General features: G+C 33.0%; 25 protein-coding genes. 12 read left to right on the forward strand and 13 right to left on the reverse strand.

The window, feature by feature from the left end; genetic code table 11:
• Positions 1-653 precede the first annotated feature (653 nt).
• From N4A35_07330 to N4A35_07345, 4 genes are read left to right on the forward strand one after another with little or no spacing between them, the layout of a single operon-like run.
• Positions 654-1292: a PIG-L family deacetylase gene (locus N4A35_07330; protein ID MCT4581213.1), complete on the forward strand. Its 639-nt coding sequence runs from the start codon at positions 654-656 to the stop codon at positions 1290-1292.
• A 12-nt stretch (positions 1293-1304) separates the two neighbouring features.
• Positions 1305-1835 (forward strand): hypothetical protein, encoded by a 531-nt coding sequence (locus tag N4A35_07335; GenBank protein MCT4581214.1) that lies wholly within the window; start codon positions 1305-1307, stop codon positions 1833-1835.
• Positions 1836-1839: 4 nt separating this feature from the next.
• The gene (locus N4A35_07340) at positions 1840-2703 is read left to right on the forward strand and encodes a hypothetical protein (protein MCT4581215.1); all 864 of its coding nucleotides are present in this window, start codon (positions 1840-1842) and stop codon (positions 2701-2703) included.
• Positions 2700-3905 (forward strand): hypothetical protein, encoded by a 1206-nt coding sequence (locus N4A35_07345; GenBank protein MCT4581216.1) that lies wholly within the window; start codon positions 2700-2702, stop codon positions 3903-3905. The genes N4A35_07340 and N4A35_07345 overlap by 4 nt, the downstream gene beginning before the upstream one ends.
• Positions 3906-4283: 378 nt before the next feature.
• Here N4A35_07345 and N4A35_07350 read toward each other — a convergent pair whose 3' ends face one another.
• The 13 genes from N4A35_07350 to yihA form a co-directional block, all read right to left on the reverse strand.
• Entirely contained in the window at positions 4284-4613 is a 330-nt protein-coding gene (locus N4A35_07350; GenBank protein MCT4581217.1) for a glycosyltransferase, read from the reverse strand.
• 27 nt (positions 4614-4640) lie between these two features.
• A complete protein-coding gene (locus N4A35_07355; GenBank protein MCT4581218.1) occupies positions 4641-4925 on the reverse strand; it encodes a hypothetical protein in 285 nt (94 codons plus the stop codon).
• A 370-nt stretch (positions 4926-5295) separates the two neighbouring features.
• Positions 5296-6306 (reverse strand): hypothetical protein, encoded by a 1011-nt coding sequence (locus tag N4A35_07360; GenBank protein ID MCT4581219.1) that lies wholly within the window; start codon positions 6304-6306, stop codon positions 5296-5298.
• Complete coding sequence (locus N4A35_07365; GenBank protein MCT4581220.1) at positions 6307-8214, reverse strand: hypothetical protein; 1908 nt, start codon at positions 8212-8214, stop codon at positions 6307-6309. It abuts the gene before it with no gap.
• A gap of 5 nt (positions 8215-8219) precedes the next feature.
• Positions 8220-8765, reverse strand: coding sequence for an HAD-IIIA family hydrolase (locus tag N4A35_07370; GenBank protein ID MCT4581221.1), 546 nt, complete (start codon positions 8763-8765; stop codon positions 8220-8222).
• Complete coding sequence (locus N4A35_07375) at positions 8762-9178, reverse strand: adenylyltransferase/cytidyltransferase family protein (protein MCT4581222.1); 417 nt, start codon at positions 9176-9178, stop codon at positions 8762-8764. Before N4A35_07375 ends, N4A35_07370 begins: the two co-directional genes overlap by 4 nt.
• Entirely contained in the window at positions 9175-10110 is a 936-nt protein-coding gene (locus N4A35_07380) for an NAD-dependent epimerase/dehydratase family protein (protein MCT4581223.1), read from the reverse strand. Before N4A35_07380 ends, N4A35_07375 begins: the two co-directional genes overlap by 4 nt.
• Positions 10111-10120: 10 nt before the next feature.
• The gene (locus tag N4A35_07385) at positions 10121-10639 is read right to left on the reverse strand and encodes an SIS domain-containing protein (GenBank protein ID MCT4581224.1); all 519 of its coding nucleotides are present in this window, start codon (positions 10637-10639) and stop codon (positions 10121-10123) included.
• Positions 10617-11507 (reverse strand): PfkB family carbohydrate kinase, encoded by an 891-nt coding sequence (locus N4A35_07390; GenBank protein ID MCT4581225.1) that lies wholly within the window; start codon positions 11505-11507, stop codon positions 10617-10619. Before N4A35_07390 ends, N4A35_07385 begins: the two co-directional genes overlap by 23 nt.
• Positions 11508-11574: 67 nt before the next feature.
• Positions 11575-12381 carry a hypothetical protein gene (locus N4A35_07395; protein MCT4581226.1) on the reverse strand — a complete coding sequence of 269 codons (807 nt, stop codon included), beginning with the start codon at positions 12379-12381 and terminating at the stop codon, positions 11575-11577.
• A 2-nt stretch (positions 12382-12383) separates the two neighbouring features.
• Positions 12384-14159 (reverse strand): ABC transporter ATP-binding protein/permease, encoded by a 1776-nt coding sequence (locus tag N4A35_07400; GenBank protein ID MCT4581227.1) that lies wholly within the window; start codon positions 14157-14159, stop codon positions 12384-12386.
• Between the two features lie 80 nt (positions 14160-14239).
• Positions 14240-15589, reverse strand: a complete 1350-nt coding sequence (gdhA, locus tag N4A35_07405; protein MCT4581228.1) for an NADP-specific glutamate dehydrogenase — start codon at positions 15587-15589, stop codon at positions 14240-14242.
• A gap of 96 nt (positions 15590-15685) precedes the next feature.
• Complete coding sequence (yihA, locus tag N4A35_07410; protein ID MCT4581229.1) at positions 15686-16288, reverse strand: ribosome biogenesis GTP-binding protein YihA/YsxC; 603 nt, start codon at positions 16286-16288, stop codon at positions 15686-15688.
• Positions 16289-16565: 277 nt separating this feature from the next.
• Between yihA and mraZ the strand changes: the two genes are divergently transcribed.
• The 8 genes from mraZ (at position 16566) to N4A35_07450 (ending at position 25348) form a co-directional block, all read left to right on the forward strand.
• Positions 16566-17024 (forward strand): division/cell wall cluster transcriptional repressor MraZ, encoded by a 459-nt coding sequence (gene mraZ / locus N4A35_07415; protein ID MCT4581230.1) that lies wholly within the window; start codon positions 16566-16568, stop codon positions 17022-17024.
• Positions 17017-17925, forward strand: a complete 909-nt coding sequence (gene rsmH / locus N4A35_07420) for a 16S rRNA (cytosine(1402)-N(4))-methyltransferase RsmH (GenBank protein ID MCT4581231.1) — start codon at positions 17017-17019, stop codon at positions 17923-17925. The genes mraZ and rsmH overlap by 8 nt, the downstream gene beginning before the upstream one ends.
• Entirely contained in the window at positions 17922-18257 is a 336-nt protein-coding gene (locus N4A35_07425; GenBank protein ID MCT4581232.1) for an FtsL-like putative cell division protein, read from the forward strand. Before rsmH ends, N4A35_07425 begins: the two co-directional genes overlap by 4 nt.
• Complete coding sequence (locus tag N4A35_07430; protein ID MCT4581233.1) at positions 18258-20381, forward strand: transpeptidase family protein; 2124 nt, start codon at positions 18258-18260, stop codon at positions 20379-20381. It begins immediately after the preceding gene.
• A complete protein-coding gene (locus tag N4A35_07435) occupies positions 20378-21841 on the forward strand; it encodes a UDP-N-acetylmuramoyl-L-alanyl-D-glutamate--2,6-diaminopimelate ligase (protein ID MCT4581234.1) in 1464 nt (487 codons plus the stop codon). The genes N4A35_07430 and N4A35_07435 overlap by 4 nt, the downstream gene beginning before the upstream one ends.
• On the forward strand, positions 21841-23079 hold the full coding sequence (gene mraY / locus N4A35_07440; protein MCT4581235.1) for a phospho-N-acetylmuramoyl-pentapeptide-transferase: 1239 nt from the start codon (positions 21841-21843) through the stop codon (positions 23077-23079). The genes N4A35_07435 and mraY overlap by 1 nt, the downstream gene beginning before the upstream one ends.
• A gap of 3 nt (positions 23080-23082) precedes the next feature.
• Positions 23083-24438, forward strand: a complete 1356-nt coding sequence (gene murD, locus N4A35_07445) for a UDP-N-acetylmuramoyl-L-alanine--D-glutamate ligase (GenBank protein MCT4581236.1) — start codon at positions 23083-23085, stop codon at positions 24436-24438.
• A gap of 127 nt (positions 24439-24565) precedes the next feature.
• Positions 24566-25348 carry a hypothetical protein gene (locus N4A35_07450; protein ID MCT4581237.1) on the forward strand — a complete coding sequence of 261 codons (783 nt, stop codon included), beginning with the start codon at positions 24566-24568 and terminating at the stop codon, positions 25346-25348.
• Position 25349: the final 1 nt, after the last annotated feature.

Below are 25349 nucleotides of genomic sequence, written 5' to 3' on the forward strand. Positions count from 1 at the left end.
GTATGCAGTATGTATATTATATACTCCAAGTTTAGGTATGTTCAGAAGCGTTTCTTTAAAGATCTCACTCCAAAAGCATGAAATAATAATATCGAGGTTCAAATTAGTAAGAAAATCAAGTGATTCGGGGCTGTTTACTTTCATGTTTTTATAAACAGGAATACCTTTCTTTTTCGCTTTCTCTTTAGGTTTCTATGACCTAAATTGAGCCATGTTTTCATTGAAGGGTCATTGTCTCGTGTATAAACGCCCAGAACTTGATGGCCTTGTGTAGAAAGATGGTCTAAAACTAAGCAAGATAACTCTTTACTACCTATTAAAAATACTCTCATTTTTTATTTGAATTAAGATGTTGTTTATTCGCTCAAATAAACGATAATGATTCTTGCTTTAAATGCAATTGATAGCTTACTATTATTTCAAACCAACCCCCATTGATTAATGGGGGTTGGTTTGAAATAATGGATTTTAAGTAAAAAAAGATAACTTAATTATGCATTGGAAAATACCAATTGTTATAGTGAAAATGCTAATGGAATATTAGATGTAACTTAATTTTGTTTTGTATACAAAGTTGTTAATTAAAGGGGAAAATAAAGTTTTTAAAGAGTTTTTTGAGATAAATACATTACCTTTGTTTTAAGTTAAAAAAAATGAAGTTAGGATTTAAAAAAGCACTTGTGTTGGCTCCACATACAGACGATGGAGAATTTGGTTGTGGGGGAACAATAGCTAGGATGATAGATGAAGGTGCTGAGGTGTATTTGGCAGCTTTCTCAGCTTGCGAAAAGTCTGTGTTAAAAAAATATCCTTCTGATATTCTTGTTGCTGAATTGAAAAGAGCAACAGAAAAATTGGGGATTCCTGAAGAAAATTTATTCCTGTTTGATTTTGAAGTTAGAATTTTTAACGAGAGAAGGCAGGATATTCTTCAAACAATAATTGATTTAAGAGAAAGAATAAATCCTGATGTGGTTTTTATGCCTTCTTTGGATGATATACACCAAGATCATGCTACGATTGCACAAGAGGGATTAAGAGCATTTAAATTTTGTACATTGTTAGCTTATGAGATGCCATGGAATAACTTGGTTTTTGAAACAAGTGCTTTTGTGTTTTTAGAAGAAAAATATATTAGAAGAAAAATAGAGGCATTAAAAGAATATGAGTCTCAATCACATCGACCATATTCTAATGAGGAGTTTATTCGTTCATTAGCAAGAACAAGAGGGGTGCAAATTAATACAACTTATGCTGAGACCTTTAATGTTATGAGGTGGATTATAAATTAAATAGAGATAAAAATGAATGTGATTTCGGAAAAAGCTATAATAGGCGAAAATGTAGAGATTGGACATTTTAATATAATTGAAGAGGGAGTTACAATAGGCGATAATGTTATTATAGGCAATTATTGCCATCTTAAAAGTGGTGTAACTATAGGCTCTGGGACCAAAATGATGAATTCTGTTGAGTTAAGGTCTAATACCATAATAGGAGAAGATTGCTATGTAGATAGTGGTGTAAAATCTTCTGGAAATGTAAAGGTTGGTAAAAATGTATCCTTAAGATATGATACAATTCTAGCTAGAGGAGTTGAAATAGGGGATAATACTTATGTTTGTCCTCGTGTTATGACTAATAACTTAAGTGCTGATCAAAGTCAAATTGGTGGAGCGAAAATAGGGAAAAATTGTTTTATTGGAACTAATGCAGTGTTACATTATGGAATTACACTAGGAAATAATGTGGTTGTTGGTGCAATGAGTTTCGTTAATAAAGATGCTGATTCAGATTGTGTGTTAATAGGAGTCCCATCAAAAGTAAAAAAGTAAACCATTGAATTCTGAGTTAATTTCAAATACATACTCTCTAAATCATGTAGGAAGTATACAAGAGGTTGATCGTTTCGGGAGCCTTGAAAATGAAGAGCAAAGAGTTTTGCTTTGGACCAAATCTAAACAGCTGTTTTTAAAGGTTAAGAAAGGGGTTCTTTTAGCGCCTCAAAGTTTCTCAAATCTTAAGTTAGAAGATGAGGTAACCTATTTGTTTTGTGAAAAATCTCCACGGCTAATTTTTGCTAAAGTGCTGAATGATTTTTTTAAGGAAAATCATTTAGATGACTTTAAGAATTGTATTGATATACATAGAAGTAATACTAAAATTACAATTGGAGAGAATGTATTTATAGGGGAGAATGTAACTATAGGAGATGGAACCCAAATTTTACATAACACTTCTATTTTTAGTAATTCTGTTATTGGTAAGGATTGTTTGATTAATACGAATTGTTCTATTAGTACACCAGGTTTGGGGTGTGAGTTTGATGGGGATAGGATTGTTAAGTTCCCTCAGTTTGGGGGAGTGGTAATTGGTGATCGCGTTGAATTGGGTCCCAATACAACAATAAGAAGGGGAGCATTGGATAATACAATAGTAGGAAGTGGAACTTTAGTTGGTTCGCTGTCAAATATCGGTCATAATTGTAGGCTTGGAGAAAATTGCGTTCTAACTAGTCAAATAGCGTTAGGAGGATCTACAATTATAGGGGATAAGGTTTTTATGGGAATAAACTCTTCCACAAAAAATAAGGTCGTTATTGGTAATGATGTAACGGTAGGTATGGGGGCTGTAGTAGTTAAAGATGTGCCAGATAATTCGTTAGCAATAGGGGTGCCTGCTAAAATTACTCCTAAAAAGTGAAAAAGTCTGTAGTAATATTGGTTTATTCCTTAGCTCCTAGAAATGGCGTAGGAGCTAGAAGATGGCAAAAGTTTGCTCTAGAGTTAGCTAATTTAAATTATAACGTTTATATAGTTGGAGCTAATGATGTTAATAATGAATATTTAAGTCATAAAAATATTGAGTATAAAATATTTGACTCAAAGTATCCTAAGGTTTTGGATCGTATACCTACTAATTTTGTTCAAAAAATCAGTTACCATTTAGCTGTTAAGAAACAGGAGAAACAAGCGCTAGGGGCTACATATGATAGGGCAACTTTGGATAAAAAAGAGATCGTCAATTTGTTATCAAAACTTGTGGAGGAAAATGAGATAAAGAATTTAATCGTTTCTGGAGCTCCTTTTAGTCTGTTATATTATGGTACTATCATAAAAGAAAGGTTTCCTTCCCTCAATTTAATCAGTGATATCAGAGATGCTTGGACTTGGGGAGTGGGGTATGGTATGCAGCAGCTATCTGTTTCAAAAAAGAAGCATGAAAAATTTCTTGAGCAAAGCGTAGTAAAAAAGTCAGATTATATTACAGTAGCTTCCGAGGATTTAAAAATAGAATTGCTTAAAAAATATAGCGCAGCACAAGAGAAAACAACAACTTTATTAAATGGGATAGAATTTGACGAATCTTATGTCGCAGTACCGTTTAATTCGGATAAAATTGTGATAACGCATATAGGTTCGGTAAATTCTGGGGTTGAAAAGTATTGGATCCCGTTTTTGAATTTAATCAAGCAAATGGGAAAGGAGGTAGTTGTGAAATTTATTGGAAGAACTAATCTTAATATTGTTAATTATGTTTCTTCCAATAAAATAGAAAATGTTGAGTTTATCAAATTTGTTCAAGAGCAAGATTTGAAATGTTTTTTTGAAGAAACTCATTTTGTTTTAATGTTTAAAAAAGATGGTTTTGAAAATACATTTCCAAGTAAGTATTTTGATTATATAAAATATGAAAAGCCTATCATAGCTTTTACGAAGGAAGGGGCGGTAGCCACTGAAATTGTGCAAAATGATTTGGGGAGTGTTTTTGATGAGTATATCAATCAATCGGAGTTTATTGACTTTTTAGAGTTGTATAAAAATAAACCTTTTAATCAGCAATATGATAAGCATAAATTTTCTATCGAAAATTTGATATTAGAGTTAGAGCGAAAAATAAAATAGAGAGCAAAAGGTTTGTCCTGTTTGTTTTTAAGCTGTTTTTATCAAGGTTTAAACGTAGAATTCATTTCTGTAAATAAAAAAAGTACATTCAAAAAACGTTGGAAAACGGATCAGTATGTGTGGAATTCTTACCTATTATAATAATAGAGGTATTACAAAAACAAAAATATTACAATGTTTGGAGCCTTTACAAACAATTAAGCACAGAGGTTCAGATAGAGAGGGGGGCTAAATACAAAAACAGGAACTTTTGTAGAGTTGGGGACAAAAGATAATCCTAAGGTGTTGAGTGAGGAAATGATAAACCTTGTTGATGCTGTAGATTGTGAATATGATTTGTTACAGGGGCATAGGCGTTTGAGTATTTTTGATACATCTTTAGCTGGGGATTAGCCTATGGTTGATGAACAAAAAAAATGGATTGTTTTTAATGGCTTTTTTTATTTGGTTTTCAATTTTTTGTGGAAGCAACTGATCATCTGTGTCTAAGAATTGAAAATAGGCTTCTTTTGTATGTCTTGTATCTTTGTTTCTAGCTGCTGGAGCCCCTTTGTTTTCTCGGCGTAATAACTGGATGTTACTTTTGGGAGAGCTTTCTGTAAACTGTTGAATTTCTTGAGCAGTCTTGTCAGTACTACCGTCATCAATACAAATCATTTCTATGTTTTTGTATGTTTGATTTGTAACTGAGGTTAAACAAGGGCTAATATACTGTTCAACATATCACAGAAACTATCATAAGTTTTTTAGTAGTGTTAAAAATTGATTTGCATCAGAATAATATAGAGTCAATTGAATTAAGTGTTTAGGTGAAGCTTCACTCCATTGGCTATTTAATAATCTATTAATAGTTTTTTTATTAAATCTATATTTGATAATTTTAGCTGGTACGCCCCCCACTATAGCATGAGGAGGAACATCTTTATTTACAACTGTACTTGCTGCAACTACAGCGTCAGTACCAATTGTGATATTTTCTAAAATTATTGCGTTTGACGATATCAATACATCATGACTAATCTTTATAGGAACTGAAAGAGGAAAATTGTCAATATTTACCCATCCTTTATTTTTTTTTGTGAAAATATGGACTTGAACTAATTGTTTTTAAGTTATGATTTTTTATACCTATTTTAACATCAAAAGATATACTAAAAAAAGAACCGATTGATGAACAGTTCTCAATATATGTGTTTTTCCCAATGAAATTATAACTTCCAAAACTCTTGAGAGTATTTCAGCTTTGAAAAGAAACATTTTTTTCAATAATTCTACCTTTAGATTTGATAATTGTATTAGGTACTATTGATTTGAATGTACTTATTTTTTGTATAAAAGCTTATAAGTAAAGTTTAGCCTGATAAAGTCTACAAGATTGTTTTTGAAATTTTTAATCATATATTGTTTTTTTTTTTTGCTTAACACAAAAATCAATAATCTCATCTTTGTTGAAAGCTATATTAACATCATTAAATTTAAAGTTTTTTCTAAACCTTATACTGTCATCTAGCCCTTTTATAGGAGGATTTCCTTTAAAAATAAGTAGAACAGGTGTATGTATGTAGCTTCCAACATGCATAGCTCCAGAGTGCTGAGTGATGATTAATTGGGCTGAAGCGCATTCTTCTAATACATCTTTATTATCTCCAGTTATAGCATATCTAATTTTATTGTTTTTAACTTTATTATTATCAGATAGTTCTGGGTGGCCAACAAAGACAACTTCATCAAAGTAGTTTGTCAGTTTTTCACCTAATTGGTTGTAATCCCAATTACCTCCATTGTTTGCGGTGAATTTTTTTGTCATTTTCCGAGGGAACAGAACAACTTTATTTTCTTTTTTTGTTGAATAACTATTAGAAAGATTATAGATGTATTGTCTTTTATTTAGTTGCCAGTTTCTGTAGCTATACCAATATAAATCTCTATTGTTGAAAATATCTAATAAAGGAAATGGACTAGTGTTGGCATTGTTTAAAAATTGGGTTACTATTTTTTGTACGTCATCTGGCAAACGTTCTATGTTATTACCAGATGGTTTTACCTCTTTGAAAAAGTCCCTTAATGCAATAAAATTATTAATGAATGGAGTGCCTTTATCATCAATTAAGAATGGACGGTGTAACTCAAGACCACAGTAGTTAATTTTTATTCCTTGACGATTTAAGTAGCTTAAATAAGGTAGTATATGTAGCAAGAAGTTTCCAAACTCACCTATAAAGGGACCAATGTAGCACTCTTTGTGTTTGAAAACAGCTTTCTCGAATTTTTTGAGTGTAGAATTGTTCTTTTGTAGAATGGTAAAAAACTTTATTTTGCCCAATAGATTAAGTCCTCTATACCCTTTCGAGGCCAAAGTTGCTTGATTTTTTTCTTGGTATTTATTTAAGTCTTTAATCATCTATCTTTTATTAAGGATTAAAATATATCTTGCATTATTTAGTTTAAGTATTTCAGCATTTGGAAAAATTTTAGAGCAAGTTTTTAATTTGTTATCACCCTCTATGAAAAGGAATTTAACATTATATTTTATTACTTTAGTTTTTAAATTTGTTAAGCTGTTTTCAAATAACTCTTTTGGTAATAAGCTGTTAAATTGTAAGGCTTTAGCGAATTGTTTGGATTCGTGTTTGGATGAATATAATTCTTTTGAGTATAATAGAGGAATAAGTTCTATTGAAGGGTTTAGGTAATATAGAAAGTTAGCATATTGGTTATAAGAAAACGTGCGCTCTGAAAAAGTTAATCGTTCTATTGCTTCTTCATTCAAAATAAAGAAGCCTCGATTTTTAATTTTTTCTTTATTCTTGTATATTAAATCAACACTTTTTTTATCTAGCCTTGCTTTTGTATGTGAGTTTTTAGATAGCAGCATATTATTTTTTATAAGATTAACACTTTTAGGTAGTGTAATATTTATAGTAGAAAAGGATAGACCAATTATTAGTATTATATAACTAAAAAATTTAAAAAAACGCTTTTCTGATAAAAACGAGAGGAATAGAAGTATTATTGAAATTAAATAGACAAAAGAATAACCAACAAATGGGAACTGGTAAAAGTCTCCAATAAAGAAGCCTAGTTGAAATATAATTACTCCATAGCTTGTGATTAAAAAACTTGAAAGAATAATTAAGATTATCTGTTTTCTGTCTTGAATTAATTTTCTGGTGTAATAGTAAAGAGGTATCATTAATGTTAAAGTTCCCAATGGAAGAGCAATAATATACAGAATCATTGTTTTCCAATTATTCGAATAGGTGTTGATTAAATCCTCAATTGTATAGTTCAAACCTTCTAATTTTAGACCGAATTTATTATAAAATATTATAATAGAAAAAGCTAAACTAAATTCAGTTATAAGCAAGTATAACATCTCTTTTGTTTTTATATATTTTATTAGTTTTAGTAGTATAGTGTAAGTAACAACAAAGCAAAGAATTGATGGTGTAGCTACTATAGAAATTAATGGTAGTAGCATTATTGTATAAATGCTCAAAAAATATTTTTGTTTTAAAGTATAAATAGAAAAAGGGATTAATACAAATAAATAAGTTAAGAAGTTTTGTCTCTGCCACATATTTAGCTGATATTTATGACCAATATTAAAAAGATTGAGATAAATATCAAAGGGAATTAAACTTATTAATATAACTAATATAAAAGTAGTAATGCTGGTTTTTTTAAAGTGACTAATGATTGACTCTATTCCTATGATTATAGAGGTTTTTAAATAATTATAGACCAAATATTTTAGAAGTATAGAAGACGGTATACCTTTTACAAAGATTTCAATAAGTGATTGAAACCACATTTCAAAATAATGATAAGGAAATACTCCTTCAGTGTTAGCTCTTATAAGAGGCTTAAAAAAATGATATGTGTTTTCATTGCCATTAGATAAGTGATGTCCAATGTTTGAATAAAAAATAATATCATTATTAAAATTGTGGTGATAATTCCAAAAAAATGATAGTAGAAATATTATAAAAAAAATTGAACCAAATCTAAATGATTTTAATGCTATATCTTTTATTTCAAAATTTATTACCTGATTTGTTTTTTTGTAGATTAGTAATCCAACTATAGGGATTACGGATAAAGAAAAGATTGTAAGCCCTTTAGTTGAAAAAATGCTATATAAAAAAATAATGATTGAGATTCCCCAAAAAGACTCTAAGAAATAGTTCTCATAAATATTTTTAGAAGTACTTATTTTTGTTAATTTAATAAATAATATACCCGTTAAAACTGAAGTAAAGTAGATGCAAATAGCTATGATAATGAAAATAAAGTAAGTTAGTAGCATGTGAATTATTTAACAAGTTTTTTTAAGTTTTCGATACAAAAGTCGGGTCTTATATTCGAATTTTCATCACCAATATAAATGGTTCTCATCTTTAATTTGTTTCCAAAAATGATATCCCTTTCCGAGTTTCCAATCATTACCGATTTAGAAAAATTAATTTCAGGAAAATCTTCTTGTGCTTTTAACCCCATTCCAACTCTAGGTTTTTGCATAATATTATTCTCAGAAGAAAGATAAGGGGAATGATAAATGCCATCAATTCTTCCATTATTTTTCTTTATTTCATTAATCATGTACTGATGAATGCGATTTAAGTCAGATTCAGTCATTAGTTTTTTGCCTATTCCTTGCTGGTTAGTCACAATGATTATTCGATTAAAGATATTAGATAGTTTTGCAATCGTTTCTTTTACTCCATCAATAAATATAAAATCATCAACTTTAGTTATATAGTTACCTATAGTCTCATAATTAATTACTCCATCTCGGTCTAAAAATAAAGTCCAAGATTTGTTAATCTTCCAGTCCGATATTAATTGTTCGATAATCATAAATCAGACATTAACTTAAAAAGTTGTTTTTTATATTTAGATGTACTTAGTCCGTGGGATCTATCACAGTAATAAATAGGGATGTTTAAATCCGAACCTGTAATGGGTTTGTTTTTGTAGTCATCTCCAAGAAATCGTATAGATATTTCTTTGCCTTTCATGATGGCATATAATTCATCTTCAGAGTTATATGTTGTCGTTTCGTCAACGTATTTACAGGATTCAATAATGGCTATACGTTCATCAATGTTGAATAGAGGAGGAAGTTTATTAGGGTTAATTTTTTTATCAATATTTTTTGTGCTATTAAGTGCAACTATGAGCCAGTCACATTGTTCTTTGCATTCTTTTAACATAAGAACATGTCCTAAGTGAAACATGTCAAAAACTCCACAAACAAATCCTATTTTCATGCATTCATTTTTTTTATATTTTCTTTTATATATTGTTGTATAGTCATTTGCGGGGCCCAGCCTAATATCTGTTTAATTTTTGTTGTATCAGCAAATGTAATTTCAGCTTCGCCCTCTCTCTTGTCTATATGTAAGATGTTTTCAGGTGATATCAATTTTGCTAACTCTAGAATGCTTAAAGTACTTCCAAAACCTACATTAAACATGGTGTTAAGTTTGTTGGGATGAATTGAAGCAAGATAGTTAGCTCTTGCCAAATCCATAACATGAATGAAGTCCCTCTGCTGTTTGCCATCTCCAGTGACTAGAAGAGGTTGTTGATTATTATATTTATTTAAGAATATTCCTACGACACTGCTGTATGCATTAAATTTATTGTCAGGGTTAAAACTTCTGTCCCCATATGGATTAAAATACCTCAAAGTAACATAATCAATAGGATATCTAGTTGAAATTAATTCTAAGTATTTTTCGAATTCATATTTCTGAAAGGCATAAGGACTTAGACAATCAATGCGTTCTTCTTCTGAAGTGGGAATTTGATTTGGTGTGCCATAGACAGCGCTAGAACCACTGTAAATAATTCTAGGGAAATGTTGTTCTTTAATCATTAATTCAATAAGATGAATCGCTTGTGTTAAGTTGGCATCAATATGTTCTTTTATTAAATCAAAGCTTGGTTGAATCCTTGGAAGCGCAGCCAAATGAAATATAAGGTCGTAAGGTTTAAGGGAGGTTAATTCATTGCAAGAAGACAGGATGAATTTAAACCGTTCGTTATTAGTGTGGTGCTCAATGTTTTTTTTATTTCCTGTAGATAAATTGTCTAGTCCAGTTATATCCCAGTCTGTTTCTTGAATTAAAAAGTTAAGTAAGTTTGAGCCTATAAATCCAGCTACTCCAGTTATAAGTATGTTTTTTTTTTGTTTCATTTATAACTAATTATTTAGAATATTCGTCAAGCATAGCGTGAAGTATTACTTGGTGAAAGCATTCAACTATCCCGTAGCTATTAGAGTTAATGTAGAAATTAAGATCTCCTTTCGTTTTTAGTTTATTTGTTCTTTCAAATCCACTAAGTGTGATTGTGTTAGCGCCAAGTTTATTTGCATAATCAACAGCATTGATTATGTTTTTGGAATTCCCAGAAGAGGATATGGCAATAAGTAAATCCTCTTTGTCCATGTATATTGATAGCCATTCTTTCATGGCGTTTTCATATCCGTAGTCATTTGCAAAACAGGTGATTAGTGAAGCGTCTGAAAAAGAGAATGTTTGAAAACGTCCAATCTTAGCATAATCTTCCATCATATGAGAGCATATCGAATTTGAACCTCCATTTCCAATAAAAAAAATTTTCCGCTTATTTTCTATTAAGGATAATGATTTCTGAAAGGGGATAATAAAGTCATCACTATTAAAGTAATCGTTATATACTTTATTGTATAATTCTATTAGCATAATTAATTAGTTTTTCTCTTGTTACGGATTCTTCATTACAAAGCCATGTAGTGCTTAAGCTAGCAGCAAGAGAAGGTATTTTTAATATGTTTTGTTGTTTGATGTCTAAATGAGAGGCAATACAAGCAAAAGCAAAAAAAGTATCTCCAGCTCCTATTGTATCTATAATTTTAGACTTAATTGCGTCGTGTCTTATGATTTGTTGACCATTAGTGTATAAAGAGCCTTTAGAGCCTAAGGTTGTAAATAAATCTTTACAGTTAAGTTCATAATTGAAAATTTCAAAAGCTTGCTGGTCTGAACAAGAAGTCATTTGTTTGTTTATTTGTAAACTAGCTTCTCTTAAGTCAAGGCTAACACTCTTTTTTTTGTGGTTTTTCCATTTGCTTAATCTGTTAAAACCAAAGTTGTATGAATTTGTTTGGCACATTAAATGAAATCCATCTTCAATATTAATATTGTCACAGAAGCCATGACCAAAATCAGAAACAATTACAACATCATAATCGTTAATATTTATGTCAATTTCTCCAAAGTTTTTATTGTCTATTTTGTTTAGTTCTAAATGCTTTTTTTTACCGTCTCTATCAATAAATCGAGTTTTAACAATCTCGTTGTTTGTGTTGGTTATTAAATCTACACTTTTTACAAAATCTTTAAGATGTCCTGCTATTGCTCCTGCGCCTCCATTTTGTTCAATTTTTTCTTTTCCTGTATATTTAAAAACAGGGCAAAAGGATTTCATTGATTGACCTTGGTATATCACTTCGATAAACTCATCAATAATTGTCTCGCCTACTACTAAGACCTCTAATTGTTTTGCTTGTATTATGAAGTTGTTAACTAATTTTGTTATATCAGTTCTCATTGATTTGTTATAAAAAGTCTTTTGTTAGATGTTTCTTAAACATAAGTTTAATTTTCTAAAGATAAAACTATTTTTTTAGGTATCGAATGAATTGAGCCTTTCTGATGATGTTTATTATTGATTTTCTTAAAGAAAATTTTGTATGACTTGTTCTTTTTGAAAGAGAATTCGTGAATATTAATGAAAATCCATCTGGGGTTTTATTGGTCCAGTCTCCCATTTTTTTTAAGTATGTTGAGTACTCTTTGTCAGCCAAGCTAGTGATTGACTCTGGATGCAAAACCCTTAAATAAATGGGGGAGTTTTTTTTTGTGAATTCTATAGTTTTACCCCTGTAGTAATGGTGCGCTTCAGCATGGTTATTTTCAATTAGTAAAACATTATTGTTGATTTGTTGAATGTAGTCTTGAGCTAACCTACCATATTGAGCCAGAGCATTTTCACTTTTATGAATGCAACTATTAGGAAACCAAGGTTTAAATTCATTGGCAGTCAGTTTAGAAGTCCAATCAATATACCAATGATTAAGGTCTGTAATTATATCACTTTTGCAATCTTTATAATGCTCTAATATAATGTCACTTATAATATCGTCATCATCAAGCCTAATAATGTACTCACTTTTGATATTGTTTTCAATTATAAAAGTTGTTGCTTTTTGGAGTTTAACTTCTTTAATGTCTTCAAACTTAATATGTATAAATCTAGGGTCATTTGCGTTTTCTGGCATTGATTCCCCTATAATAATGGCTTTCCAGTTTTTATATTTTTGATTTAATAATGATTTAAAACATAGCTGTTGAAGCTCTTGACGTGTTTTAGTTAGATGTGATGAAGGGGTTAAAGGTATTATGAATAGAAAAGAATTCGCCATTGTTATTGAACTGTAGATAGATGCTGAGATAAAGATAGGTCGCCTTTGTCTATTTTAAAGATTTTATTACAATGCTTTAAAGTCGAAAGACGGTGGGCAATTATAATCATAGTAAGTTTTTTGTCTGATTTTGAAAGAAGTTGCAGGGTGTTAGTGATCTGTTTTTCAGTATCCTGATCCAAAGCAGATGTGGCTTCGTCAAAAAATAAAATTTCAGCATCAGAATATAGTACTCTAGCAATTCCTATACGTTGTTTTTGTCCCCCAGAAATCTGAGAACCAAGTTCCCCAACTTTTGTTTCTATTCCATTTGGAAGAGAATTAATAAGTTCTTCGAGGTTAGCATCCTTAATACAACGGTATATTTTATCAATGTCAATTAAATTTTCAGGAATTCCAAAGGCTATGTTTTCTTTTATTGAGCCATCAGTTAGAAATATTGATTGTTGAACATATCCAACTTTTTGTTGTAAGTCACTTTTTTGAAGTGTTTTTTTATTATCTATAAGAATTTTCCCGCTGGTTTGTTGTATTAGACCTAAAAGTATGTTCATTAAAGTGGTTTTTCCAGAGCCTGATTTCCCAATGATACCGATAGTATCTCCTTTCTGTATAGTAAATGAAATGTTGTTTAGAACTGGAGAACCTTTGGTGTATTCGAAAAAAAGGTTCTTAATTTCTATAGAGCTTTTAAATGACATTTCCTCAGAGGGTGTAGTCTTTTTTTCTTTTTGTATGTTGGATAAGGAGTGAGTAAGGAAGTTTAGTGTATATTGATAGCTTTTGAAACTAAGAATTGATACAGTCATTTTGTTAAATGATGGGATTAATCTATAGGCAGATAAAGCAAATATACCTAAGAATTTAACAGTGTTGTTTTTGTCAATATCATAGATTATACCAATAAAAATTAATAGAGTAATAGATGAAATAATTGAGATCTCTATAACTTTTGCAGGAATAGACATGAAAGTAATGATTTTTGCACTTAAGTTTTTGTTTTCTTCTAAGACATTATCAAAATGGCTTGAGAAGAAATCTTTAGTGTTAGTTAGTATTACGTCAATGTATCCAAAAATAGATTGTTGCGCTAAAGCATTTAGCTTGGGAATTAATAAGCTTTGTTTTTTTTGTGTTACCTGAATTTTTCTTTTTATATGTCGATAAAAAAGGAAAGTTATAGGTGCTATTGTAATAGATAAAAGTAGAATGATATTAGGGTTGTATAAAAAAAGTCCAAGTCCAATTATTGTAGCAACTATTAATTCATTGACAAAGGTAGATAAAGGAAGTATTACTGATTTAACGAAAAAGGAAGGTAGCGAATTTATTCTCCATACAACTTGGTTAGAATTGTGCTGCTTTAGCTTTAAAAAATCATGGTTTAAGTAACTCTTTAGAAGTGTCGAAGAAATGCCTGTTTGAAGGTTCATAGCAATAAAAGACTGTTTCCTTGTTAAAAATATCGAAGCAATATTCTTTGAGATAACTAGAAAGAATACTAAAAATAATATAAGTATGGTAAAGTTAGTTTCACTAGTGAAACCAAGAAAATTATATAAGTTTCTAATTTTGTCATACTTCTGTATGTAGTTGTCTTCTAGTAGTAATAACAGTAAAGGTATGAATAAAGCAATACCAATTAAGTCAAATATTGAAGTTAGAAATGTGGTAAAGCCCAAAGAAATAACTGAACGTCTAAGTTTTTTTGGTAATAAATCAAAAATTTTTTTTAGCCTAATCCAAAAGAGAAAGCGCGCTATGTTTTTTCTGTTCATCTGTATTCTATTGTCGTTTTATAACAAAACCCCAATAATACTAAATTATTGGGGTTTTGGATTGAATTATTTGTTATTGTTTAAACAATTCCTTGGTCTAGCATAGCGTCAGCTACTTTAACGAAACCAGCAATGTTTGCTCCTTTTACATAATCAACATAGTCTCCATCTTTTCCGTATTCAACACATTGTTGATGGATAGATATCATGATGTTGTGAAGTTTTTCATCTACTTCAGCAGAAGTCCAGTTCATTCTCAATGAGTTTTGAGACATTTCTAAGCCTGAAGTTGCTACTCCACCAGCGTTAGATGCCTTTCCTGGAGAGAAAAGTATTTTAGCATTGTGGAAAGCTTCGATTGCTTCTGGTGTTGAAGGCATGTTCGCACCCTCAGCAACACAGATACATCCGTTGGCTAATAATGTTTTTGCTTCTTCGCCATTTAATTCATTTTGTGTGGCACATGGAAGAGCAACATCAACTTTTTCTCCCCAAGGTCTTTCCCCCTCGTGGAAAACAAAACCATCAAATTTGTCAGCGATCTCTTTTACGCGGCCTCTTCTTACGTTTTTTAATTCTTTTAAGAAGTCCAAGTGCTCAGAATGGAATCCGTTCTCAGCAGAAACATATCCAGAAGAATCTGATACAGTAATCACTTTACCTCCAAAATGTAAGACCTTTTCTAGTGCGTATTGAGCAACATTTCCAGATCCAGAAATAGCAACAGTTTTTCCGTGGAAATCATCTCCTTTAGTTGCTAGCATTTCTTTCGCGAAGTAAACAGTTCCATAACCAGTAGCTTCAGGTCGAATTAAAGATCCTCCCCAGTTAATGCCTTTTCCAGTTAATACTCCTGTAAACTCGTTTCTTAGCCTTTTGTATTGACCAAACATATAGCCAATCTCTCTTCCTCCAACACCAATGTCTCCAGCTGGTACATCAGTGTTTGGTCCAATGTGTCTAGCTAATTCAGTCATGAATGACTGGCAAAAACGCATGACTTCGTTGTCAGATTTTCCTTTTGGGTTAAAGTCAGATCCTCCTTTACCACCACCCATAGGTAGTGTTGTTAGTGAGTTTTTGAATATTTGTTCAAACCCTAAGAATTTTAAAATAGATAGGTTTACAGACGGGTGAAATCTTAATCCTCCTTTGTAAGGTCCAATTGCAGAGTTAAACTCAACTCTATATCCTCTGTTTACTTGAGTGTTTCCTTGGTCATCAGTCCACGGAACTCTAAACATAATCGTACGCTCAGGCTCAATCATACGCTCAAGAATTTTTCCTTCTTGATACTTAGGCTTGTCAGCAATAAATGGAATTACAACTTCTGCAACTTCTTCTACTGCTTGCAAGAATTCTTTTTCATGACCATTTTTTTCTTTCACTTTGTCCATGAAAGAATCGATCTCTGCTTTAAATTTAGACATTGTATGTAATTTAATTTTAGTTTTAATTTCTGTAAACAAATGTAGAAATTTTATTTCTTATCTAGGGTTATAAAACTGTAAAAAGTAATAGGGGTTTTAAATTTCAAACTTTTTATTAATTGTTTCAATAAAATCTAATAATTCCTCTTGTCCATCTTTACTTGTGGCCGAACTCACAAAAATTTGAGGAATTTCTTCCCATTGCTCAAACATTTTTGCTTTATAGTTTTCGATTGAGGTTTTCAGTGCGCTAGGTTTTAATTTATCAATTTTTGTGAAACACATCACAAAAGGAATGCCTCTTACCCCACAGTATTCCATGAACTCTAAGTCGATTTTTTGAGGAGGGATTCGAGAATCTAATAAAACAAAAACGCAAAGGAGGTTTTTTCTGTTTTGTAAATATTCTACCGTGAAGTTGTGAAATGTAGCTCTGCTCTTTTTTGAGACTTTCGCATACCCATAACCAGGGAGGTCTGCTAAATACCATTCTTTGTTAATTAAAAAATGATTGATTAGTTGAGTTTTTCCAGGTTTTCCAGATGTTTTAGCAAGTGAGTTTCTGTTGGTGAGCATGTTGATTAATGAAGACTTTCCAACGTTTGAACGTCCAATAAAAGCATATTCAGGTTTGTTTGGTTTTGGACATTTTTTGTAGTCGGAATTGCTCATCGCAAATTCAGCAGATGTAATTTCCATGGTGTTGTGTTTTAGTGTGCAAATGTAAGTAAAACTTAGGATTTAGCTGGAGGGAATTTTAAGCTTTCTATTGAGGTGCTAAAAAAAGAAGTTTATCAACATCTCCCCACTTTTTACCACTTTATAAAAATGTTTATTTTTCTTGTTTTTAAAGGGGTTTGTTTTGTTTTTGTTTGTTAAAGTTTGTAAAAGTTATTCACAAATTGTATTATTGTGGGGAAATGTGGGTATAAACGTATATTTTTGTATCTGATTAAAACTGAGTGAAGTAAAAATAATGACTGGTTTCATAGGAGAATATCATTGTAAAATCGACGCTAAGGGTAGGTTGCTCTTACCTGCGGAGATGCGCAAGCAATTGTCTGCTGAAGACCAGGGAACTTTTGTTATTTCTAGAGGTGTTGATGATTGTTTGTCTCTGTATCCTATGAGTGAATGGGAAGTAGTGATGGCTAAGCTTCGTACATTAAATCGTTTTAAAGCAAAGGATAGAAAGTTTGCCCGAATGTTTCAAAAAGGTGCTACGAAAGTAGTCGCTGATTCTAACGAAAGAATACTCTTGCCAAAAGGGTTGTTAGGATGGGCAGGTGTTCAAAAGGAAATTGTCCTTGTTGCTAATGTGGATCTCTGGGAGATTTGGGATAAAACGAAGTATGAAGATCTTATGGGAGAAGATTGGGAAGACTTTGATCAATTAGCAGCTGAAGTAATGGGCAATTCTGATTTGGATGACTGAAAATAAATATCATATACCAGTATTATTAAAGGAGTCTGTGGATAACATGATTGTTGATCCAGATGGTGTGTACGTTGATGTGACGTTTGGAGGAGGAGGGCATTCTCGTTATGTGCTTTCTTGTCTGGGGAGCGGGCGTCTGATAGGTTTTGATCAAGATGAGGATGCAGAACAGAATTTGATAGAGGATGAGCGGTTTACGTTTGTACGTCAGAATTTTGGGTATTTAAAAAATTATTTAAGAATGCTTCCAGGGGTGTTGCCAGTGGATGGAGTGTTGGCTGATTTGGGGGTGTCTTCTCATCAGTTTGATACTGCTGAAAGAGGGTTTTCTTTTCGGTTTGATGTAGAGTTAGATATGCGAATGAATCGTGATGTGATGAAAACTGCTAAAGATGTGTTGATGGGGTATGAAGAGAGTGAGTTGAGGTATGTTTTTAAGGTTTATGGTGAGTTGTCTAATGCTTATAAAATAGCAAAGAGAGTTGTTGGGGCTAGAGAGGAGCGTGAGATAGGAACGATTGGAGAGTTGAAAGAGTTGATGGCTGGGCTTTATTTACCGCATAAGGAACATACTTTTTTTGCAAAGTTGTTTCAAGCGTTGAGAATAGAGGTTAATGATGAAATGAAGGTTTTGGAGCGTCTGTTGGAGCAGAGTGTAGAGGTGATAAAGAAAGGGGGGAGGTTCTCAGTAATTACTTATCATTCTCTAGAAGATAGGATGGTGAAGCGTTTTTTTAAGTCGGGTAATGTTGAGGGGAAACAAGAGAAAGATTTTTACGGGAATTTGATTCGGCCATTTAAAGAAGTGAATCGTAAGCCAATTGTGCCTTCTGATGAAGAGGTAATTGTAAATAATAGAGCTAGGAGTGCGAAGTTGAGGGTTGCAGAAAGAATATGAGTGATAAGAAAGTGAAAATATCAAATCCTATTAAAGGAGTGGTGTCTGGGGAGTTGCTGTTTAAGACAGGGGTTTTTCAGAATCTACCTTTTTTGCTTTATGTCACTTTGTTGATGATTTTGTATATCGCTTATGGGTATTATGTAGATGCTACTGTTCATCAATATAGTAAAGAAGAGAAGCGAGCAGAAGAGTTGTATTCGGAGTTGCAGTCTTTAATGGAGGTGTATGACCAAGAAAGTTTACAGAGTAAAATAGCAGTAGATGTTGAACCGTTGGGGTTGTATGAGTCTAAATATCCGCCTAAGGTCGTTTGGAGAGAAAAGAAATAAATGAGTGCTAAAAAAGAAAATATTATTAGGGTTTATGTAGTCTATGTGGCTATGTTGCTTTTTGCTTTTTTGATACTTTTTCAAATTGTTAAAGTTCAGTTTGTGGATGGAGGGGAATTGAAAAAAGAAGCGGAAGGTAGGACATTAGTGATGAAAAGTATTAAGGCGCCTCGTGGAAATATATTTGCCGATAATGAACCGAGAACGACACTGGCGTTGTCTGTTCCAAGGTATGATATTTATATGGATTTGATGACAGTTAAGCAAGAGTTGTTTGATGAGGGGATTGAAGCTTTGTCTGATAGTTTGTCGGTTGTTTTTACACATAAAACAAAGTCAGAGTGGTTAGCTACATTGCGGCATGAACGAGAGGTGGATTCCAATCAGTATTTTAGAATAAAGTCAAAAATAAAAAACGCTGAATTAAGGAGGTTAAAGACGTTTCCGATTTTTAAAAAAGGTAAAAATAGAGGGGGCTTTATTGTGGTTAGGGATATGAAAAGGGTAAAGCCTTATGATTTGTTGGCTTATAGAACGATAGGTCGTTATAAGGCAATAGAGGAAGATTCGGCTAGAGGGATAAGAGCTGATACGATAGCTATAGGTTTAGAAGGTGCATATAATGATTTTCTGGAGGGGCAAGATGGAGAGATGTTGATGAAGAAAATTCGAGGAAATGAATGGAAGCCAGTGAGTAGTGATTTGTCGTTGGAACCAATTCCTGGAGCTGATGTGTATACAAGTATCGATGTCAATATACAGGATGTAGCAGAAAGTGCTTTGATGAAACAGTTGCAGGAGCAAAATGCAGAAAAAGGTTGTGTGGTGTTGATGGAGGTTGAAACGGGGTATATTAAAGCAATAGCTAATTTGTCTAAGGGGCAAAATGAAGGAGAGTTTTATGAGTTGCATAATATGGCAGTGGGTAGAGTCTCTGAACCAGGTTCAACTTTAAAGTTGGCGACATTACTGACAATGTTAGAGGATAATAAAATTCGGTTAACTGACTCAGTGGATATGCCAGGGGTGTATCGAATTTATGATCGTGTTTTACATGATAGTAGGCCAGGAGGGTATGGGAGAAATACTATTCAGTATGCTTTTGAAAAGTCGTCTAATGTCTTCGCAAAATTGGTAGATGATAATTATAGAACTAACCCTCAGGCATATATAGATGGTTTGGTTCGGTTAGGGTTGAGAAAGCCTTTGGGGTTAGAAATAAAAGGAGAAGGGGTGCCAAAGTTAAAGAATGCAACGGCAAAAGAAGGGTTTTCTGGGGTGACATTATCGTCTATGGCGATTGGGTATGAGGTAGAAATTACTCCAATGCAAACATTGGCGTTGTATAACGCTGTTGCAAATGGCGGGAGATTAATGAAGCCGCAGTTTGTTAAAGAAATTAGAAGAGGAGGTAAGGTGTTAAAGGAATTTGAGCCAGTGGAATTGAAAGCGAAAATAGCTTCAGAGCAAAATATTGCTCTTGTTAGAAAAGCGTTGGAAGGTGTAGTAGAAAGAGGGACAGCCAAAAACATAAGGGCTTTAGGGTTTAAAATAGCAGGGAAAACAGGTACAGCTAAAAAGTTAGATGAAAATGGTCGTTACGGGAATAAATATCAAGCTTCTTTTTGTGGGTACTTTCCAGCGGAAAACCCGAAGTATTCATGTGTGGTAGTTATTCAGGGGCCAACTAAAAACATATATGGAGCAGTGGTTTCAGGGACTGTTTTTAAAGAGATTGCGGATAAAGTGTATGCAAGTGGCTTAGATAATTTTAACGAGGTCGCAGAAGAGTCTACTAAAATGCCTTACTCTAAAAATGGACTGAGAAGTGATTTGAAAGAAGTCATGGAAAGGATAGGGGTTGAAGTAGATGACCAGTCGGGAGATTATGATTGGGTAAAGACAATAACGGGTGAACGTTCAGTGAATTTTTATACTAAAAGTGTCGCGAAAAATGTAATGCCAGAAGTCAAAGGTATGGGCTTGGGGGATGCTTTGTATTTGTTAGAGTCAAAAGGGTTGAGTGTAGAGGTAAAAGGAAGTGGTGTAGTTAAAGCACAGTCAATAGAAGTAGGTAGAGAAGTAGTTAGTGGTCAATTAGTAACATTAGAATTAGTAGAATGAAATTATTGAAAGATATTATATATAGTGTTAGAATCGAGAATGTGATAGGGTCTACTAATGTGGCTGTAGAGCATGTGGCTTTCGATTCAAGAGAAGTTGCGCAGTATTCTTTGTTTGTCGCTGTGAATGGAACTCAAGTTGATGGGCATGAGTATATAGCGATGGCAATTCAAAAAGGAGCAGTAGCTATTGTTTGTGAGGTTGTTCCTGAAGAGCTGATAGAGGGGGTGACTTATATCCAAGTATTAGATTCTTCAAATGCATTAGGAATTGTTGCTGCTAATTTTTATGACAATCCTTCAGAAAAAATCAAGTTAGTTGGGGTGACAGGTACCAATGGCAAAACAACATCGGTTACATTAATGTATGAGTTGTTTCAGTTGTTTGGGGAGCGAGTAGGGCTGATTTCTACAGTGCAAAATAAGATTCATAATGAAGTTTATAAAGCGACACATACTACTCCAAATGCAATAGAGTTGAATGCGCTTTTGGCTAAAATGGTTGAAAAAAAATGTACTTACTGTTTTATGGAGGTGAGTTCTCATGCTGTAGATCAAAAGCGTGTGGCAGGGGTTTGTTTTTCTGGTGGGGTGTTTACAAACATCTCAAGAGATCATTTAGATTACCATAAAACATTTGATAATTATATAGCTGCTAAAAAAGCTTTTTTTGATGCTTTACCTTCTGATGCATTTGCATTAACAAATGAGGATCATGAGTATGGAGAGGTAATGATGAGCGAGACAAAAGCTAAGGTCCATAGCTATGGTTTGAATGCGGTTGCTGATTTTAAAGCTAAAATCTTGGAGAATAGATTGGATGGTTCGTTGTTGGTGATTGATGGGAAAGAGGTTTATACAAAACTAATAGGAAAGTTTAATGCTTACAATGCTTTGGTGGCGTATGCTGTGGGAGTTTTGTTGGGGAAAGAGGAGCTGGAAGTATTGACAATGCTATCGAGTTTAACACCTCCTGAAGGACGATTTCAACATGTAATTTCAGAAACAGGGGTTATTGCAATCGTTGATTATGCACATACTCCAGATGCATTGGAAAATGTGCTGAATACAATTAAAAATATTAGGACAGGTAATGAATTGGTTATTACAGTTGTTGGGTGTGGAGGAGATAGAGATAAAGGGAAGCGACCTTTGATGGCGGAAGTGGCTTGTCGATTAAGCGATCAGGTTGTCTTTACTTCTGATAATCCCCGAAGTGAAAATCCTGAGACTATTATTCAAGAAATGGAGGCTGGAGTTCCAGCAAAAGATTATCGAAAAACATTGTCTATAACGCATAGAAGAGAGGCTATAAAAACGGCTTGTAGTATTGCCAGAAAAGATGATATCATTTTGATAGCTGGTAAAGGACATGAAAAGTATCAAATTATAAAAGATGAAGTTTTAGACTTTGACGATAAAGAAATAGTAATAGAAATTTTAAAAAAATTAAATAAGTAATGTTGTATCATTTGTTTGAGTATTTAGCAGAGAATTTTGATTTCCCAGGAGCTGGTTTGTTTGAATATATCTCTTTTAGGGCAAGTTTAGCAATGATTGTATCCTTGTTGATCTCAATGGTTTTTGGAGGGAGATTAATCAAGTTGCTTCAACGTCTACAGGTAGGCGAGTCTGTAAGAGATTTAGGGTTGGATGGACAACTTGAAAAAGCAGGTACGCCAACAATGGGTGGTCTGATTATTCTTGCTGCTATTTTGATTCCAACATTGTTGTTTGCCAAGCTTGATAATATCTATACCATTACGATGTTGGTGGCTACAGTTTGGTTGGGATTGATTGGTTTTATAGATGATTATATAAAGGTCTTTAAAAAGAATAAAGAAGGTCTAGCAGGAAAGTTTAAAATTGTAGGACAGGTAGGTGTAGGAGTTATTGTAGGATCATTGCTTTATTTTAATGATGATATTACAGTAAAAGAGAAAGTGTATTTCGAAGATTCTGTATATACACAAGAGATGGCTGATTTGAGTGATGGAGAGGGGCAGAGTTTCAAGTGGGTAGAGAGTAAATCAACTAAAACAACAATCCCGTTTGTAAAAAATAATGAGTTTGATTACGCTTGGTTGTTACCAGATAGTTTGAAAGAATATGCTTGGTTGATTTTTATACCAATGGTAATCATTATTGTTACAGCAGTATCAAATGGAGCAAACATGACGGATGGTTTGGATGGGTTGGCAACAGGGACTTCTGCGATTATGGGAGTTACCTTGGCAGTGTTTGCTTATTTATCAGGTAATGCCATTTTTGCTGATTATTTAAATATCATGTATATCCCTAATGCAGGAGAACTGGTAATTTTTATTAGTGCTTTTATTGGGGCTGCAATTGGTTTCCTTTGGTATAATTCATATCCAGCAAAAGTGTTTATGGGGGATACGGGAAGTCTAGCGCTTGGAGGTATTATTGCTGTGTTTGCAATAGCAATTCGTAAAGAATTGTTGATTCCAATTTTTGCAGTGGTGTTTTTGGCGGAGAATGTTTCAGTAATGTTGCAAGTGGGGTACTTCAAATACACAAAGAAAAAATATGGTGAGGGGAAACGTATTTTCTTAATGGCTCCATTGCATCATCATTACCAGAAAAAAGGAATTCACGAAGCAAAGATTGTTTCTCGTTTTTGGATTGTGGGAATCATGGCGGCAGTATTGTCAATTGTAACCTTAAAAATTAGATAAAAAGTGGCAAGTCGTTCAGGAAATATAGTAATCCTTGGAGGTGGTGAAAGCGGTGTTGGAGCTGCTATTTTAGCTCAGAAAAAAGGCTTTGATGTGCTTGTTTCGGATAATGGAACGTTAAAGGAAAAGTACAAAAAAGACTTAGATGCTTATGCGATTGAGTGGGAGGAGAATGGGCATTCTTTAGATAGGGTGTTTCAGGCTACTGAGGTTATCAAAAGTCCTGGTATTCCAGATACAATTGCTTTAATTAAAGATTTGAGGGAAAAGCAGATTCCTGTTGTGTCTGAAATAGAATTTGCAGCACGTTATACAAAAGCAACTAAGGTTTGTATTACGGGTAGTAATGGAAAGACTACAACAACATTAATGACATATCATTTGCTGAAGAAAGCGGGGTTGAATGTCGCGGTTTGTGGGAATGTAGGGGAGAGTTTTGCAAGGTTAGTGGCAGAAGAGGAGCATGACTATTATGTCATAGAATTAAGTAGTTTTCAATTGGATGGAATGTATGAGTTTAAGGCGGAAATAGCAATTCTCTTAAACATAACTCCCGATCATTTAGATCGCTATGATTACAGTATGGATAAGTATGCTGAAAGTAAATTCAGGATTATTCAAAATCAAACAGAAAGAGATTTTTTCATCTTCAATAATGATGATGAGTTAATCGTAAATAAAATCAACAACAAACAAATAAGAGCTCAGCAATATCCTTTCTCTTTAGAACAACAGCTAGAGAAAGGAGGGTGGCTCGACAACGAACAACAAATAAATATATTAACAAACAACAAACAACAACAAACAACAATGTCAATTCACGAGTTAGCACAACAAGGAAAGCACAATGCCTATAATTCAATGGCATCTGGGATTACAGGAAGTATCCTGAAAATCAGAAAAGAAATTGTAAGAGAAAGTTTATCTGATTTTCAAAACATAGAACATCGATTAGAGCCAGTGGTAGCTGTTCATGGAATCGAATTTATTAATGATTCTAAAGCGACAAATGTAAATTCAACATGGTATGCTTTAGAAAGTATGGATAAGCCTACTATTTGGATCGCAGGAGGAGTAGATAAAGGGAATGATTATACCATGTTGCATGCATTGGTGAAACAAAAAGTTAGAGGGATTGTCTGTCTAGGTAAAGATAATACGAAATTGAGAGAGGCTTTTGGTGATATTATAGAAGATATTTATGATGCAACTTCTGCTCAGGAGGCAGTAGGCTTATCGTATAGATTGGCTAAAAAGGGATACAATGTCTTATTGTCTCCAGCATGTGCTAGTTTTGACTTGTTTGAAAATTATGAAGATAGAGGGAATCAATTTAAGAAAGCTGTAAGAATGCTGTAATAATTTTGTGTTTATGTAAGTGTTTGTCATTAAGTGTGTTATGCTTTTCTGATGGTGAGAAAGATATAAGCCTTAATGTCAAAGAGCTTTTGGAACAAGGGGCTGATGCTGTAGTTTAGGTGAAAAAATGAAAAATTTAATTAAAATTTTAAGCTTATTGATCTTAACGTCATGTGCGGCTAGTTCGGATGTTGTCCACAAAGGTTTTTTACAAAAAAGAAAGTATAAAAAAGGTTATAGCTTATCAGTAAGGAGTAAAACAGAGAGCAAGCATAAAAAAGTTGACCGTTTAACAGCGGAACCACCCTTGGAAGAAGTTGGAGTGTTTGCAGAAAAAGAGAAAGTTTCTGTAGAAGAAAGGAGGAGTGTTAGTGAAGTGATTCCTCAAGAGAGTGTAGTTGAAGAATCGTTATTGGCTTTAGCGGATGATGATGGAAAAGTTGATGTAGGACAAGAGGGAGTAAAAAAGACTAAACTTTTAATGTTTACAGAAAAGTTAGAGTCAAAACTAGAGCACTCAGGAGTTGCCGATAAAAAGGTAGAGAAAGTATATAAGTCTAACTATACATTCTTAATGGTGCTAGGAATTTTATCCTGTGTCATGATATTTGGGATTTTTATTCTGATTAAAATAAGAAAGATAGGTAAAGAAAAGATCAACAGTTCTAAGGAGTTGAATAGGAGGTCGATAGTGACCGGGGTATTGTATTTGTTGGGATTGTTATTGTTGTTGGGAATTGTTATGGTGTTAAATGCTATAAATATAGATGGTTCTAATGCATGGATAGATAGCTTGGCGTTTTTGCTGATTTTGGGAGCTTCAGGTATCTTGGTGCTTATTGTTGGGCTGTCAAGTTTGATACCACTTTTTAGTACATTAACTAAGTTGTCTAAAGAAACAAACGAATAGT

It is taken from the genome of Flavobacteriales bacterium (assembly GCA_025210295.1).
Taxonomy (GTDB): Bacteria; Bacteroidota; Bacteroidia; order Flavobacteriales_D; family Parvicellaceae; genus S010-51.